This is a genomic window from Acetobacter sp. (assembly GCF_047723915.1).
Classification (GTDB): Bacteria; Pseudomonadota; Alphaproteobacteria; order Acetobacterales; family Acetobacteraceae; genus Acetobacter.
In genome coordinates this window covers 14,479-30,288 of record NZ_JBDOBQ010000020.1, presented here as the reverse complement: position 1 = coordinate 30,288, position 15,810 = coordinate 14,479, and the positions used below count along the sequence as shown (strand labels likewise).

The 15,810-nt window shown below is 63.0% G+C and carries 16 protein-coding genes; 15 read left to right on the top strand and 1 reads right to left on the bottom strand.

The genetic code is table 11. The annotated features are described in order from the left end of the window. Positions 1 to 50: 50 nt before the first annotated feature. The 9 genes from dxr (at position 51) to gloA (ending at position 9,847) form a co-directional block, all read left to right on the top strand. Complete coding sequence (dxr, locus tag ABF990_RS10880) at positions 51 to 1,208, top strand: 1-deoxy-D-xylulose-5-phosphate reductoisomerase (protein WP_415500288.1); 1,158 nt, start codon at positions 51 to 53, stop codon at positions 1,206 to 1,208. Between the two features lie 189 nt (positions 1,209 to 1,397). After that, positions 1,398 to 2,507, top strand: coding sequence for an RIP metalloprotease RseP (rseP, locus tag ABF990_RS10875; RefSeq protein WP_415500289.1), 1,110 nt, complete (start codon positions 1,398 to 1,400; stop codon positions 2,505 to 2,507). An 85-nt stretch (positions 2,508 to 2,592) separates the two neighbouring features. After that, positions 2,593 to 5,091 carry an outer membrane protein assembly factor BamA gene (gene bamA, locus ABF990_RS10870; protein WP_415491758.1) on the top strand — a complete coding sequence of 833 codons (2,499 nt, stop codon included), beginning with the start codon at positions 2,593 to 2,595 and terminating at the stop codon, positions 5,089 to 5,091. A 4-nt stretch (positions 5,092 to 5,095) separates the two neighbouring features. Continuing rightward, a complete protein-coding gene (locus ABF990_RS10865) occupies positions 5,096 to 5,962 on the top strand; it encodes an OmpH family outer membrane protein (RefSeq protein WP_415491784.1) in 867 nt (288 codons plus the stop codon). Positions 5,963 to 5,964: 2 nt separating this feature from the next. Further along, positions 5,965 to 7,050, top strand: a complete 1,086-nt coding sequence (lpxD, locus tag ABF990_RS10860) for a UDP-3-O-(3-hydroxymyristoyl)glucosamine N-acyltransferase (protein ID WP_415500290.1) — start codon at positions 5,965 to 5,967, stop codon at positions 7,048 to 7,050. Then, the gene (fabZ, locus tag ABF990_RS10855) at positions 7,047 to 7,571 is read left to right on the top strand and encodes a 3-hydroxyacyl-ACP dehydratase FabZ (RefSeq protein ID WP_415491760.1); all 525 of its coding nucleotides are present in this window, start codon (positions 7,047 to 7,049) and stop codon (positions 7,569 to 7,571) included. The genes lpxD and fabZ overlap by 4 nt, the downstream gene beginning before the upstream one ends. Before the next feature lie 121 nt (positions 7,572 to 7,692). Then, entirely contained in the window at positions 7,693 to 8,547 is an 855-nt protein-coding gene (lpxA, locus tag ABF990_RS10850; RefSeq protein ID WP_415491785.1) for an acyl-ACP--UDP-N-acetylglucosamine O-acyltransferase, read from the top strand. Then, positions 8,544 to 9,410 carry an LpxI family protein gene (locus ABF990_RS10845; protein WP_415500291.1) on the top strand — a complete coding sequence of 289 codons (867 nt, stop codon included), beginning with the start codon at positions 8,544 to 8,546 and terminating at the stop codon, positions 9,408 to 9,410. The genes lpxA and ABF990_RS10845 overlap by 4 nt, the downstream gene beginning before the upstream one ends. Positions 9,411 to 9,454: 44 nt before the next feature. Next, positions 9,455 to 9,847, top strand: coding sequence for a lactoylglutathione lyase (gene gloA, locus ABF990_RS10840; protein WP_415491763.1), 393 nt, complete (start codon positions 9,455 to 9,457; stop codon positions 9,845 to 9,847). A gap of 67 nt (positions 9,848 to 9,914) precedes the next feature. Here gloA and ABF990_RS10835 read toward each other — a convergent pair whose 3' ends face one another. After that, the gene (locus ABF990_RS10835; RefSeq protein ID WP_415500292.1) at positions 9,915 to 10,349 is read right to left on the bottom strand and encodes a hypothetical protein; all 435 of its coding nucleotides are present in this window, start codon (positions 10,347 to 10,349) and stop codon (positions 9,915 to 9,917) included. Between the two features lie 158 nt (positions 10,350 to 10,507). Here ABF990_RS10835 and rpmH point away from each other — a divergent pair, with 158 nt between their 5' ends. The 6 genes from rpmH (at position 10,508) to dapD (ending at position 15,806) form a co-directional block, all read left to right on the top strand. Beyond that, positions 10,508 to 10,642 (top strand): 50S ribosomal protein L34, encoded by a 135-nt coding sequence (rpmH, locus tag ABF990_RS10830; protein WP_415491765.1) that lies wholly within the window; start codon positions 10,508 to 10,510, stop codon positions 10,640 to 10,642. A 58-nt stretch (positions 10,643 to 10,700) separates the two neighbouring features. Beyond that, entirely contained in the window at positions 10,701 to 11,078 is a 378-nt protein-coding gene (rnpA, locus tag ABF990_RS10825) for a ribonuclease P protein component (protein ID WP_415491766.1), read from the top strand. A 150-nt stretch (positions 11,079 to 11,228) separates the two neighbouring features. Further along, positions 11,229 to 12,983 carry a membrane protein insertase YidC gene (gene yidC, locus ABF990_RS10820; protein ID WP_415500293.1) on the top strand — a complete coding sequence of 585 codons (1,755 nt, stop codon included), beginning with the start codon at positions 11,229 to 11,231 and terminating at the stop codon, positions 12,981 to 12,983. Continuing rightward, positions 12,980 to 13,660, top strand: coding sequence for a ribosome biogenesis GTP-binding protein YihA/YsxC (gene yihA, locus ABF990_RS10815; RefSeq protein ID WP_415491769.1), 681 nt, complete (start codon positions 12,980 to 12,982; stop codon positions 13,658 to 13,660). Before yidC ends, yihA begins: the two co-directional genes overlap by 4 nt. A 30-nt stretch (positions 13,661 to 13,690) precedes the next feature. After that, positions 13,691 to 14,608 carry an acetylglutamate kinase gene (gene argB, locus ABF990_RS10810; protein ID WP_415500294.1) on the top strand — a complete coding sequence of 306 codons (918 nt, stop codon included), beginning with the start codon at positions 13,691 to 13,693 and terminating at the stop codon, positions 14,606 to 14,608. Positions 14,609 to 14,957: 349 nt separating this feature from the next. Next, positions 14,958 to 15,806, top strand: coding sequence for a 2,3,4,5-tetrahydropyridine-2,6-dicarboxylate N-succinyltransferase (gene dapD / locus ABF990_RS10805; RefSeq protein ID WP_415491771.1), 849 nt, complete (start codon positions 14,958 to 14,960; stop codon positions 15,804 to 15,806). The last annotated feature ends 4 nt before the right edge of the window (positions 15,807 to 15,810 follow it).

The window sequence follows — 15,810 nt, the reverse complement described above, 5'->3', positions numbered from 1 at the left end:
CAGGCACCGCTGGCAGGGTGCGGGCGCTTTTTGCAGTTTGGAAGTAGAGCATGAGAACCGTCACCGTTCTGGGTAGTACCGGCAGCATTGGCTGCTCCACAGTGGATCTGCTCCAGCAGGCGCGCGACCAGTTCAGGGTGCGGGCTCTGGTGGGTGGCAAAAATGCCGCCAGGCTGGCCGAGCAGGCGCTGAACCTCAAGGCGGAACTGGCCGTCCTGGCTGACGAAAGTGCCCTGGATGAACTCAGGGGCCTTCTGGCGGGCAGCGGGGTCAAGGTCGCGGGCGGCCGTCAGGCGGTGATCGAGGCGGCGGCGGTGCCTGTGGACTGGACCATGGCCGCGATCACGGGGGCGGCGGGGCTGGAGCCGACGCTTGCCGCCGTGCGCAATGGCGGGTCCATCGCTCTTGCCAACAAGGAGGCCCTGGTCTGCGCGGGGGATGTCATGCTGCGCGCGGTCGCTGATGCAGGGGCAACCCTTCTGCCGGTCGATTCCGAACATAACGCGGTGTTTCAGGCCATGGCCGACCGGCAGACGGATGAGGTCGAGAAAATCATCCTTACCGCTTCTGGCGGTCCTTTCCGCAAGGCCACGCTTGAGGAGATGCGCGCAGCCACGCCGGCACAGGCCCTCAAGCACCCGACCTGGAGCATGGGCGCCAAGATCAGCATCGATTCCGCCACCATGTTCAACAAGGGGCTGGAAGTCATTGAGGCGGCCCGTATTTTCGGCCTGACGGAAGACCGTATCGGCGTGCTGGTGCATCCGCAGTCCGTCGTGCATGGCATGGTGCAGTACACGGATGGCAGCCTGATCGCCCAGATGGGTTCGGCCGACATGCGTATTCCCATCGCCCATACGCTGGCCTGGCCCAGGCGCATGGGCACGACCTCATCCCGCCTGGATCTGGCGGCGTTCGGCACGCTCGAATTCACCACCCCTGACGAGGTACGCTTTCCCGCGCTGCGGCTGGCGCGTCAGGCCTTGCGGGCGGGGCGTGCCGCGCCTGCCATCCTGTCCGCCGCCAATGAAATCGCTGTTGAGGCGTTCCTGCGTGAGCAGATCGCTTTTCTCGACATCGCCCGGGTGGTGGAAGAGGTCATGGACGCGCTGGGCGCGCCACCGGCCGACACGCTGGAATCGGTGCTGCATTGGGATGCCGAGGCCCGTCGTGCGGCAACCAGCCGCATTCCGGCCTGCGTGGCTTGAGATCAGCCACCCACAACCCGATATACACAGCCACCGGGGCAGGATCGCGCAGGAACGCCGTGGCGGCGGTTCGTCCGGGCTGGCCCGTTGTCATGGGTCTCACGCCGGTTGTGTGCCGGGCGTGACAATACGCCGACAGCCTGGTTGCCGGCATGCGGGTAAAACGGCCCGGACAGGGGCGGAGGGACGATGATACACGACTATCTGCGCACAATACTGGCTTTTGCGTTCGTGCTGGGCGTGCTGGTGAGTTTTCACGAACTGGGGCACTACCTGGCAGCGCGGTGGCGCGGCGTGCATGTGGAGGTGTTCTCGCTCGGGTTCGGGCCGGCCGTGTTCAAATGGCACGACCGTACAGGCACCGAATGGCGTATCTGCCCCATTCCGCTGGGGGGTTATGTCCGCCCCCACGGGTTCGAAGACCCCGATGACGCGACGGATGCGCAGAAGGCGGCATGGATTCCCGGCCGTACTTTCCACGACAAGTCCGTGGGTTCGCGGGCGCTGGTTATTCTGGCTGGGCCTGTCTTCAATTTCATTCTCGCCTTCGTGCTGTTTACCGTGCTGTTCGCCAGCACGGGTGAGCCCCGCGTGCGGGACGAGGTCGCGGCTGTCCTGCCCGGTAGTGCGGCGGCGGTCGCGGGGGTGCAGCAGGGCGATGTCATTCAACATATTGGTACGCGTGACATAAAAAGTGTTGACGACGTCCTGGCCGCCGTAACCCCCCTTGCGGGTGTGCAGACGACGCTGGGCGTGCAGCGTCACGGGCAGGATGTGGACCTGCCGATCACCATAGGTGCCGCCCCGGAGTCGAAAGGCAGCGCCCCGCACGGGCAGCTCGGTGTGACGTTTGCGGTGGAGCGTGGCCAGCCAATGTCGCTGGGTTCCGCGGTTGTGGCGGGGGCCAAGGCCACATGGCACACCACGGTGCAGACGCTGGCCGGGCTGTGGCAGATCATCAGCGGGCAGCATTCGGCGCGCGAGATGGGTGGGCCGCTCAAGATCGCGCAGCTTTCGGGGCAGGTGGCGCAATACGGTTTTGCCAGCCTGCTTTCCTTCATGGCGCTGCTGTCGGTCAATCTGGGGCTTATCAATCTCTTTCCGGTTCCGCTTCTTGATGGTGGACGTCTGGTTTTTTATGCCATAGAGGCAGTAAGGGGACGCCCGGTTTCCAAGCGGGTGCAGGAGATCAGTTTCCAGGCCGGATTTGCGGTTCTGGCGGGGCTGTTCCTGTTTTCGACATTCAATGACCTGTCAGGTTTCGGCCTGTTCAGGTGGGTTGCATCGCTTGCGGGTTGACAGGTTGCCGAATGCGGAAAGGGAAGAGCTTGCGCGACAAGGGTAATTTCGGATACGTCCCTTGCGGGCGAGAACACGACGGGAGATGGGCTTCCGTGCTGAAAGCGACCCCGATGGAGGGAGGCAGATCTTGACGGGTAAGCGTTCAGCCCTGTTCGTTTCTGTCTGCGTGCTGCCGTTTTTCATGGTCAATGGACGGAAGGCACATGCCGCTCCGGTCCGGTCCGTGCAGGCACAGAGGCCAGTTTCTTCCGCCGTGCCGGGTGCCGAGCCCGCACGGCAATATTCCGCAGCCATGCCCGCGCCATCACGCGCGAATGGCGTGATCGAAGATATCCGCGTGTCGGGGAATACGCGTATCGAAACCAACACCGTGCTGTCCTACATGGTGGTGCGGCCGGGCGATCCGTTCAATCAGGACGATCTCGACCGTTCGCTCAAGACGCTGTACGCGACCGGCCTGTTCCGCGACATTACCCTGCGGCGCGAGGGCGGAACCCTGCTGGTACACCTGCAGGAAAACCCGATCGTCAACCGGATCGTGTTCGAGGGTAACCACGCCGCCAAGGACGAGGACCTGCGCAAGGTGCTGTCCCTGCGGCCCCGTGCGGTTTTCTCGGCGGAAACCACGGGCGACGACCGGCAGCGTATTCTGGAGGTCTATGCCCAGAAGGCGCGTTTCGCCGCTGTCGTGACCCCCCAGATCGTACGCCTGGCCCATAACCGCGTGGATGTGGTGTTCCAGATCAACGAGGGACCGCAGACCCTTATTCGCAAAATCTCGTTTGTCGGCAACAAGGCCTATAGCGAGGCCAGTCTGGCGGGCGTTGTTTCCTCCAAGGAGACGGCCTGGTACCGCTTCATGGGGTCGAGCGACGAATATAATCCCGACCGCCTGAAATATGACGGCGAACTGCTGCGGCGGTACTACCTGCGCAATGGTTACGTGGACTTCCAGATCAAGGACGTGAAAGGCGAGCTTTCGCCCGACCGCAAGTCGCTTTACGTCACGTTCACGATCGATGAAGGGATCCGTTACAGGCTGGGCAAGGTGGATATCCGCTCAAGCCTGCGGCATGTGCCGGCGCAGTCGCTGCGCAAGGACATCGAGCTGTTCTCCCACCAGTGGTACGACGCCAAGGCCATCCAGACCAACGCCACCGACATGGAGGAAATCCTTCAGTCGCAGGGGCATCCCTTCGCGCAGGTACGGCCGACGATCGCCCGTAATCCCGAGAAGCATACCGTCAACCTGCTGTTCGATGTCAGCGAAGGGCCACGGCGTTACATCGAGCGGATCGATATCAACGGCAACACCATTACCGAAGACAAGGTCATCCGTCGGCAGTTGCCCTTCGCCGAGGGCGACCCCTACACGCCCAGCTACAAGAAATACGCCAAGGAAGGCATTAACGACCTTGGGTTCTTCAAGAGCGTCGACATAGCGGATTCACCCGGATCGTCCCCCGACCGCGCCAACGTTGCGGTCAACGTGGTGGAAAAGCCGACCGGTGAATTCTCGCTCGGTGGCGGGTATTCGACCGACGTGGGCGTGATCGGTAACGTGGGTCTCAAGCAGCACAACCTGCTGGGCACCGGTGTGGATGCGGGCATATCCGGCACGCTGTCCCTGTGGCAGCAGCAGGCCGATATTTCCTTCACCAATCCGTCCTTCCTGGACCGCAATCTGGTGGCCGGCGCCGATATCTTCTTTGTCGAGAACAATTACCAGACGTACCAGAACTACTCGGAAGGGCGTTACGGTATTACCCTGCGCATGGGGTATTCCTACAACCGCTACCTGTCGCAGTCCTGGAACTACTCCCTGATCCGCCGGTGGCTTGGCAATACCTGGAGCGAATCGTCGTGGTACGTGCTGGACCAGGAAGCCAAGTCGCTTCTGTCGCAGATCAGCACGACCATGATGTACGACCGCCGCGACAACCGTGCGGCGCCGCATAGCGGGTATTATATCTCGCTGGGTGGCGATGTCGCGGGTGTCGGGGGTGACGAAAAATACGTGCGCGGCAAAATGAGCGGTGGTTATTACATTCCGCTCGATGACGTGACCAACAGCCACGACTGGACGCTCAGCTTCCGTGGCGGGCTTGGCTATATGGCCGATTGGGGCCATGGTCGACACGATATCATCGACAACTTCTATCTGGGCGGCAGCAATCTGCGCGGCTTCCTCGATGGTGGTGTGGGGCCGCGATCGGTCGGCCGGCCGGGTGGTCAGGCGTCGGAAGATCTGCTGGGCGGGCGTTTCATGTATAACGCCTCCATCCAGCTCAATTTCCCGATTCCGTTCCTGACCGATATGGGCATTGCCGGTCGCGCCTTTGTCGATGCGGGGAGCGTCGCGGGTGTTCGCGTAACACGGCTCTATACCAACCCCGCCACGGCTGGCAGCCGTTACACCGCAATCAGCGGTGACAGGGTGGAGCCACGTGTCAGTGCCGGTCTGGGTGTGTCGTGGAAGAGTCCGTTCGGTCTGGTCAATATCGATCTGGGCGTGCCGATCATGCGGAGCTACAATGACCGCACGCAGCTTCTGCGCTTTGGTTTCGGGCAGCAATTCTGAGGTAATAATGCGTTTATGCACAAAAGCAGCCCTGCTTGGGGCGGTTTGTCTGTCTTTTTCTGCGAATATCGTCTCCAGCGCGCATGCCCAGAGCGGTGGCGGCTGGTTTGTGCCCAAGGCCAGCCAGCCTGCGGCTCCGGCCCAGGCCGGGCGCCATGCGGCCCCTGCTCCGGTGGCCATGCCCGCCGCCCCGGCTGACAGCCAGGACGCCGCGGACCAGACACCGCCCGTGCTGCCCCAGCCGAATATTCCCGCAGCCCCCGATGTCGCCAAGGAGGCGCCGCCTCCGGCTGCCATTATCGGCGTGATCAGTGTGGGTGGCGTCATGCGCCAGTCTTCCGCTGCCGTGCAGATCGAACGCGTGCTTGGCGGCCGGCGTGACGCCCTGGCCCAGGATCTGCAGAAGGAACAGGCCGCCTGGCGCGACGAACAGCAGACCCTGCAATCGCAGGCCAAGTCCATGAGTTCGGACCAGATCCAGACGCGTGAACGCGCCCTGCAGGCCCGTGTGATGAAGGCGCAGCGCGATTTCCGCAATCGTAACCGCATCATCCAGGAAGCGGCACAGGTTTCCCTCAACCAGATCGAACGCGAACTGGTGCAGGTGATCCAGAAGGTTTCGACCGCGCATGGCATGAACCTGGTGCTGCATAGCGAACAGGTTGCCCTGCATGTCGACGGCCAGGATATTACGAACGAAGTGGCCGTTCAGCTCAACAAGGTCCTGCCTTCGGTCTTTATTCCCGACGCGAATGTAGACCCCGAGGAACTGGCCAAATCCGGCAAGATGCCCACCACGGCCGATGCCCAGCAGCAGGGTCCGGCGACCGGGCCCGCCCCGGTTGTCAATCCGGCGGCTGGAAATCAGTAAGGATGACATCCAGGAAGGCGACTTCCGGTCCGGCTGACCCCCGTTTTTTCAAGCGTGCCGGACCGTTCGATGCGGCGGCGCTGGCCGAAGCGGCGGGGGCCGAGCTGGTGCCCGCGCGTGCCGCCCCGGCTTCCGCTGGCGGTTACACGGGCATAGCTCCCCTGCAGGGGGCAGGTCCGACGGATGTCAGCTTTCTGGATAACCGTCGTTACGCCCCCCTGCTTGAGCAGACGCAGGCGGGGCTGGTTATTGTGGCGCCGGCCTTTGCGGGCAAAGTGCCGGACCATAGCGCGGCACTCGTCACGTCCACGCCCTATCTGACCTGGTCCCGTGTGGCCCGCCTGTTCCATCCGCTGGTGCCGGCAGCGCCAGGCGTGCATACGCTGGCATGTGTCGACCCTGCCGCCCATATCGACCCCACAGCCGAAATCGGACCTTTTGTGGTTGTAGGCCCCCGGGCCGAGGTCGGGGCCGGGTGCATTGTCGGCCCCCATGCCGTGATCGGGGAGGGGGTGCAACTCGGGCGTGACTGCCGTATAGGCAGCCATGTCGTGCTCTCCCACGCGGTTCTGGGCGAACGGGTCTGCATTCTGCCCGGTGCGCGGATCGGGCAGGACGGGTTTGGTTTTGCCGTGGGGCCCAACGGGTTCGAGACCGTTCCGCAGCTTGGCCGGGTCGTTCTTGAGGACGATGTGGAAATTGGCGCCAACAGCACCGTCGATCGCGGGTCGGTCAACGATACGGTTATCGGCGCGGGTTCACGGCTCGATAATCTGGTGCAGATCGGCCATAACGCGCAGCTCGGGCGATGCTGCATCGTTGTGTCGCAGGCTGGTATTTCCGGCTCCACCGTGCTGGAAGACTATGTGACGATCGCAGCGCAGGCCGGTCTTATCGGGCATATCCGCATCGGGGCCAAGGCGCGGATCGGCGCGCAGTGCGGCGTGATGTCGGATGTCGAGGGCGGAGCCGATGTCATCGGCAGTCCTGCCATGCCGTTTCGGGAATTTTTCCGGAATGTCGCGGTGTTGCGCAAGCTGTCGAAAAAAGCGTCCAGCTCGCCCCAGGGTGGTGCGGACAAGGTATGAACACAGGTCGGATTTCTTCCGCCGCAAGGGGTGGTTTAACGGACGTGGAGACGAAACAAGAATCGCAGGACGACGTTCAGACGATCGACCGGATTGACGTAACACGTATCATGCAGGCGATTCCGCACAGATACCCGTTTCTTCTGATCGACAGGATGGATGACATCACCCTTGGCAAGGAAGCCACGGGTGTGAAAAATGTCTCGGTCAACGAACCGTTTTTTCCCGGTCATTTTCCGGGGCGGCCGGTCATGCCGGGCGTGCTGATCGTGGAAGCCATGGCCCAGACCGCGGCAACCCTTGTGGTGCTGACCCTGGGTGAGGCGTTTGAAGGCAAGCTGGTCTATTTCATGACTATCGAAGGTGCGAAGTTCCGCCGTCCGGTGGAGCCGGGCGACCAGCTTCGCATTCATGTGGTCAAGGAACGGCACCGCGCGAATGTCTGGAAATTCCGGGGCGAAGCCAAGGTCGACGGCGTTGTGGTGGCCGAAGCCACATTCAGCGCCATGATCATGGGGTGAAGACGCACCAGATTGCGGCAGTATCTGCCTCTAAACCGCCAGCTTTTTATGAGATCTGGCACATCATTGACGGATCTGTCGTAAATTGGGCGCAAAACGGGTGGAGCAAGGAGCAGAGGTGGTGCACGCTTTAGAGGAAGCCAGGCCGACGGTCATTCATCCCACTGCTCTTGTTGCTTCTGGCGCACGGATTGGTCTTGGGGTGAAAATCGGCCCCTGGTGCTCCGTTGGCCCGAATGTCGTGATCGAGGACGGTGTTGAACTGATCTCGCACGTGGTGGTGGACGGGCAGACCCGGCTTGGTGCGGGGTCACGGTATTTTCCGTTCTGTACGGTGGGCATGGCCCCCCAGGACCTGAAATACAAGGGTGAACCTACCCGCTGTGAAATAGGTCCCCGTACGGTCGTGCGCGAGCACGTCACCATTCATCGCGGTACTGCAACAGGCAGCGGTGTCACGCGCGTCGGCGCGGATGTGCTGGTCATGGCCAATGCCCATGTCGCGCATGACTGTGTGCTGGGTGATCGTGTCATTATCGTCAATAACGTCGTCATGGGCGGGCATGTCACCATCGGTGACGATGCCCGGATCATGGGGTCGGCCGCCATCCACCAGTTCGTGCGGATTGGTCATGCGGCACTGGTTGGCGGTGTTGCCGGGGTCGAGGCCGATGTCATTCCCTATGGCAGTGTGCTGGGCAATAGGGCGCGACTGATCGGCCTGCACTGGATCTGGCTGCGCCGTAACGGTGTGCAGTCCCAGGACATTCATCACATGCGCAAGGCGTTCCTGACCCTTTATCCGAAAAATGGCGGGGATCAGCCTTTTGCCGTGCGGCTTGACGCGGTGCGGCGCGATTTTACGGATAATGTCCGTATTCAGGAAATTCTGGCCTTTATCGACGCACCCAGCCGACGTGGGCTGGTTCGTCCCGCCCGGGGCGACGCTTCGGGACTGGATACCGAAGGCGCGTGAGCGAAAGCCGCGCGGGCGTTGGCATTCTTGCTGGTGGCGGACCGCTGCCGGCCAAGGTTGCCCAGGCTGTAGAGGCTGCGGGGCGGCCTGTTTTCATTATCGGTTTCGAAGGCTTCGTGCAGCCCGACCTTGTCGCGCCCTGGCCGCATGAAATCGTGCGCCTGGGGGCCGCGGGTCGCATGTTGGGCCTGCTGCGCGCCCATGGTTGCACGGAACTGGTTCTGATCGGCCCGATCCGGCGGCCGTCCATGCGCAGCCTGTACCCCGATGCCGAAGGCGCGCGTATTCTTGCCCGACTGGGACGTGCGCTGTTCGCGGGGGATGACGGCCTGCTGGGCGCGCTTGTCCGCATTCTGGGCGAAGAGGGCTTTCAGGTGCGCGGCGCGCATGAGTTCCTGAACCATGCGGTGGCGGGGCCGGGCGTGCTGGGCAGCGTTGTTCCCGACGATCAGGCCCGCCAGGATATTCGCCGTGGGGTGGAGGTGGTGCAGGCTCTGGGCGCGCTGGATATCGGGCAGGGCTGCGTGGTCCAGAACGGTGTTGTTCTTGCGGTCGAAGCCATGGAAGGAACAGACCGCATGCTGGCCCGTGCGGGGGAATGCAGTCAGCCGGGTATTGGCGGCGTTCTGGTCAAGCTGCTCAAGCCCGGGCAGGAAAGGCGCGCCGATATGCCCACCATAGGTCCCGCGACCGTGGTGAACGCGCATGCGGCCGGGTTGCGCGGTATCGCGTTCGAGGCTGGCAATACGCTCCTGACCGACCGCGATGCCTGCGTGGAGACCGCGGACAGGCTGGGAATTTTTCTGGCAGCTATCGTGCCGGATGGATCAGGGCTGGATATATCGGCCACGCGGGTCGGGTAATACGGCCCGGGACAGAAAGACCGTCAGGGAAGGAAAGAGAGACCATGCCTAGTTTTCTGCACACCATGCTGCGCGTGAAAAATCTGGAACAAAGTCTGGCCTTTTACAGCCTGCTGGGCATGCATGAACTGCGCCGTCGCGACGTACCCGCCGGACAGTACACACTGGTGTTCATAGGCTTTGCGGATAATGACGCGGGCCAGGCGGAAGTGGAACTGACCTATAACTGGGGTCAGGACGATGGATATGAAATCGGCACCGGTTTTGGCCATCTGGCTGTGGGGGTGGCCGATGTCGCGGCTGCGGTGGAACGGGTGCGGGCAGGCGGGGGCAAGGTCACGCGCGAAGCCGGGCCTGTCCAGTTCGGCACGACCGTGATCGCGTTTGTCGAAGACCCCGACGGATACAAGATCGAACTGATCGAACGCGCGGACTAGACAATAAGGCCGACAGTGCGGGCAGGTGCTCCGCGGCCTGTCCCGGCGGCACAGCGCGCGCAGGGGGTCAGGCTGCCGGTGGCTTCTGCCTGAGGCGTGCGGTCAGCCTGTCCAGGGCCGCATTGATGGTGTCGGCTGCTTTCTGGATCTGGGGGTCCGGGTTCAGGGAAAGCTGTTCTGCGGCGAGCATGGCTGGTGACATCAGGCCCCGCAGGTCATGGCGCAGTTTGGGGTCCGGGTCCGTGCCCTGGGGGGCTGTCGCGCCGGAGGGTGTGGGGGGCTGTGGTCCCGTCGGCGCTGCCGGCGGCAGATGTGCGGCGGCAGAGCCAGGCTGAACCGGCTGAACCCGTATGGCCACCCATGCGCTGATGGCGGTGCCCGCGATCACGGGGAGCAGCATGGCCGGAAAACCCAGCCCCATCGTTCCGCCCAGTATTGCGCCCAGCACGGGCGGGCAGAATACGGTCAGGCCAGTGCGAAGCGGCGTGGGGGCAGGGGGCATGGCAGAAAGCATCCGGATGAGAGTTGTAGCTGGACGGTGCCGCGACTCTGCGCCATCCATTGACGTTCCCTGTTCTGAACTCTATAAGCCGCCTCTTCAAGAGAGTGGCGCATCTGCAGCCACTGGCGAAGCATATTCAAACAGAAGGGAGTGCTGTCATGAAGCGCACTTATCAACCGTCTCGGCTGGTCCGCAAGCGTCGTCACGGCTTCCGCAGCCGTATGGCCACTGTCGGGGGGCGTCGCGTTCTGGGCAACCGTCGTGCAAAAGGCCGCAAGCGTCTTTCAGCCTGAGGCTGACAGGTCGCCCGGTTTGGCCGACGGACCCTGCGGGCCTGAACAGGCACCCTGCGTGACCGAACGGTCCCTGCGGCTGAAGAAGAGGAAAGACTTCCTCTTCATGGCTTCAAGGGGGCGCAAGGCACCGGTGCCCGGTCTTGTCCTGCAACTTGTCCACCGGCAGGACACGGACGCCGCGCGGGTCGGTTTTACGGTGACCAAAAAGGTCGGTAATTCCGTGGTACGGAACCGGGTGCGGCGCAGGTTGCGCGAAGTCGTGCGGAGCGTGGAAGCCGATACGCCGCTGAACGGCCTGGATCTCGTGCTGATCGGCCGTGCGGGCACCAGAACCCGCCCGTTCGACGCCCTTGTGGCTGATTTTCGCAAAGCGCTGAAGCTCTGCGGCAAAGACAGCCCGGCCAGAACCGCTCAAGCCGGTGCCGCGACTTAGGCCCGGACCATGTCCCAGCCCGTCTCGCGCCCGGAAAAATGTTGACCCAGGGGTTGTCCGCCATAGCGCTCCCCCTGGCCTGATCTGCGGGCCATTCCGCGATTGAGTGCTTTATTTCCAAAGATGCAGGGGGCCGACAGGTCAGGGCTTATGGATACAAGACGTCTGATACTGGCCACCATCCTTTCGGCGCTGGTGCTGATCGGGTTCGATTATTTCTATCCCCAGGCCAAGCAACCTGCGCCACAGGCTACGTCCCAGGTGGCGGGTTCCGCCAGCAGCCCGGCCGCACCTGCCGCCTCGCAGTCTCCTGCTGCATCCACGGCTGAACAGACCCCCGCACCCGACACAACGCCTGTTCGTCTGGCCATTAACGCGCCTGCCGTGCAGGGCACGCTGAACCTGCGTGGCGCACGGCTGGACGATCTGGTGCTCAAGCAGTACCGCGAGACGGTCAAGCCCGACAGCCCGGATGTGCGCGTGCTCAGTCCGGTCAGCACGGCCCGGGCCGATTATGTCGATTTCGGCTGGCGCGCGGCCAGTGGCGATGCATCCGTCAAGCTGCCCGACAGCCAGACAGTGTGGCATGCATCGGGGGATGTGCTCGACAGTGAACACCCCATTACCCTGACCTGGGACAACGGCCAGGGGCTGACGTTCGAAGTGCGCGTGGCGGTGGACGCCAATTACATGTTCACCCTGACCCAGCAGGTGCACAACGCCACCGCGCAGGCGGTTACGCTGTATCCGTTCTATCGCGTCAATCGTGGCTATACGCCGGAGGAAACGGGCGGCATGCTGGTGCATGAAGGCCCCATTTCCGTGGTTGACGGACGCCTGAACGAAGGGTCCTACAAATCTGTCCGCACCAGCGGTGTCCCGCCCGAGAACGTGTCCTGGAGCCACCAGGGCGTGGGCGGCTGGGCCGGTATTACCGACAAATACTGGCTGATGGCCGTTCTTCCCGACCAGACCAGCAATGTCGTGGCGACCTATGACTGGCAGGCGGCGCAGGGTGTTTATCAGGTCGGCTTTACCAATGCCGCCCCCATGCAGGTTGCCCCCGGGCAGACCGCGTCCACACAGGCGCATGTGTTCGCGGGTGCCAAGGAAGTGCGCCTGCTCGACCAGTACGAAAAAACACTGCATGTGCCGATGTTCTGGAAAGCGGTGGATTTCGGGTGGCTGTCCTTTCTGACACGTCCGGTTTTTTTCGTGCTGGATCTTCTGAACGAAAAGCTGGGCAGTTTCGGTCTGGCGCTGCTGACCTTTACGGTTATCGTCAAGCTGGTGTTCCTGCCGCTGACGATCAAGCAGATGCGCATGACCTGGAAAATGACGCGCCTGAAACCACAGGTTGATGTGATCCGTGCGCGCCACAAGGACGACCCCATGGTCATGCAGCAGCATATCATGGCGCTGTACCGGGCCGAGAATGTCAGCATGTTCGGCGGTTTCCTGCCGCTGCTGATTCAGGCGCCGGTGTTCTGGTGCCTCTACAAGGATCTGTACGTCACCATAGAAATGCGTCACGCCCCGTTTGTGGGCTGGGTGCGTGATCTTTCGGCCCCCGATCCCACCAACCTGTTCAACCTGTTCGGCCTGATCCCGTTTGATCCCGCGCAGATCATGCCCTATCTGGTGCTGGGTGCGTGGCCGATCATCTACGGCGCCACGTTGTTCCTGATGCAGAAGGTCAGCGCCAGTTCGAACAGCATGGACCCCGCGCAGCAGAAGATGATGGCGTTCATCCCGCTGCTGTTCACCTTCTTCATGGCGCGCCAGCCGGTGGGTCTTGTCATCTACTACTGCTGGAGCAATATCCTGACCGCCATCCAGCAGGTGCTGATTATCGGCAGGCTCAAGGCGGCGGACGCCAAACCGCAACTGGTCAGTAAAAAATGAGCGGGCTTGCCCCTTCCTTCAGGGAACTCACGAACGAAACCGACATTGCCGCTGCCGTGGAGGACGGGCGGCGGCTGTTTGCCGGTCCGTGCGACTTTATTTTCGGGGCGCAGAAGCTCGGCCAGCTTCCGCCGCAGACCCTGCCTGAAATCGCGTTTGCCGGGCGCTCGAACGTGGGCAAGTCCAGCCTGGTCAATGCGCTGACAGGCCGCAGGACGCTGGCCCGGGCATCGTCCGAGCCGGGGCGCACCAAGCAGCTCAATTTCTTCGATCTTGCGCAGCGTCTCATGCTGGTGGACATGCCGGGCTACGGCTACGCCCGTGCGGCAAAGTCGGTCAAGGAAGACTGGCAGGACATGATGTTCGATTACCTGCGCGGCCGTCCGGTACTGCGCAGGGTGGTGGTACTGTGCGACACCCGGATCGAGATCAAGTCCCATGACCGCGAGGTGATGACCCTGCTGGACCGTGCCGCGGTCAGCTTCCAGGTGGTGCTGACCAAGTGCGATACCGTAAAGCCCGCCCAACTGGCCGCCAAGCGGGCGGAAATGGAAGCGGAAATCCGCCAGCACCCGGCTGCACTGCCCTTTCTGTCCGTGACCAGCAGCCAGACCGGGGAAGGGATCGAGGCCCTGCGCGCTGAACTTGCCGAATTTGCCCTGCCCAAGGCAGAGTGACCGACAGACGATAAACAGGATTTTCCGAGCATGACTGATCCAAGGCTGCCCCCTTCGGGCGTTCACCTCGACGCAGCGCAGGAAGCGGCTGTGCTGGCGGGGGCCCTGCCATATCTGCGCCGGTACGCGGGTGATACCATTGTGGTCAAATACGGCGGCCACGCCATGGGCAATGCCGATCTGGCCAGAACCTTCGGTCGGGATATCGCGCTGCTGAAACTGGTGGGTATCAACCCGGTTGTGGTGCATGGCGGCGGCCCGCAGATCAACCAGATGCTCAAGCGGCTGGATATTCCGTCCACCTTTGTCGATGGCCTGCGTGTGACCGACGCCAACATGGTGGACGTGATCGAGATGGTGCTGGCCGGTTCCGTCAATAAGGAAGTGGCGGAACTGATCAGCCAGGCGGGCGCTCTGGCGGTGGGGATTTCGGGCAAGGACGGCAAGATGATTACCGCCCGCAAGCTCAAGCGCACCGTGCGCGATACCGACAGCGAGATCGAACGGGTGCTGGATCTGGGCTTTGTGGGTGAGCCCACAAAGGTCGACCCGCGCGTGATCTATGCATTGTCCGGCTCGGGGCTGATCCCGGTGATCGCACCCGTGGGGCTGGGCGAAGATGGCGCAACCTACAACATCAACGCCGATACCGCGGCCGGTGCGGTGGCGGGCGCCGTTCATGCCACCCGGCTGCTGATGCTGACCGACGTGGCGGGCGTGCTGGATGCCAAGGGCGAGCTGATCCCGGAACTGACGGCCACACAGGCGCGGCAGGCCATTGCCGATGGCGTGATCACCGGGGGCATGATCCCCAAGGTGGAAACCTGTATCGAAGCGGTACAGGGTGGCGCGCATGCGGCGGTCATTATCGACGGGCGTATTCCGCATGCCTGTCTGCTGGAACTCTTTACCACGTCAGGCTCGGGCACGTTGATCCGCGCGGACTGATGCTGGCCCGACCTGCCGCCGGGCGATCATGCGCCCCCCGGTATTCCGGCCGGTGACCTGAGCGGCATACGGGTGGCGGATGTTCTGGCAGAACCTGCGTGGCTTTGCGGGCTGCCTGCCAGATGTATTGGCCTTCGGGGCAGGGCGGGCAGTGTTCCCCGGCTTGGCGGGGCTTTGCTGTGCAGGGGGGCTTCGCGCACCACGGTGCTGCCGGGCCTGGTCCACGCCGGGCGGAACGCACCGGACAATGCGTTGACAGGGCTGGCTCCTGTCCGCATGGTCCCTTTCATGATCGGCTGCCAGGCCATGCGGTGGGCTGGCGTATGTTTATTTTCTTTAACGGTGAACCATGACTGACGAAACTCTTCGCGCCCAGATCGAATCCCTGTGGGAGGGCCGCGACCGTATCTCTTCCGCCACGACAGGTGCTGACCGCCTTGCCATCGAAACGGCGCTGGACGCGCTCGATTCCGGCCGTCTGCGCGTTGCGGCCCCGCAGGAAGATGGCTGGGTCGTGCATGAATGGCTCAAGAAAGCGGTGCTGCTGTCCTTCCGCCTCAACGACAGCATTGTCATGCCCGGCGGTGCCGCCGGTGCCCCGGCCTATGACAAGGTGCCGCTGAAGTTTGCCGGCTGGGATCAGGCCCGGTTCGATGCGGCAGGTTTTCGCGTGGTTCCCGGTGCCGTCGTGCGCCGCTCGGCCTATATCGCCCCCGGTGCGGTGCTGATGCCCAGCTTCGTCAACGTTGGCGCGCATGTGGCGGCCGGCACCATGGTGGACACATGGGCCACGGTGGGAAGCTGCGCGCAGATCGGGCGGAACTGCCATATCAGCGGTGGTGCCGGTATTGGTGGCGTGCTCGAACCCCTGCAGGCCGCGCCGGTCATCATCGAGGATGACTGCTTTATCGGTGCGCGTTCCGAAGTGGCGGAAGGTGTCATTGTCGAACGGGGTTCCGTGCTGTCCATGGGCGTGTTCCTGGGGGCTTCCACCAAGATCGTCGACCGTGCGACGGGCGAGATCTATATGGGCCGCGTTCCTGCCTATTCCGTGGTGGTGCCGGGCACCATGCCGTCTTCCAACCCGGTTGGCGCGGACGGCCGCCCCAACCCGGCTCTGGCCTGCGCCGTGATCGTGAAGCGGGTGGACGAGCGCACGCGTTCCAAGACCTCCATCAACGAACTGCTGCGCGACTGAGCGT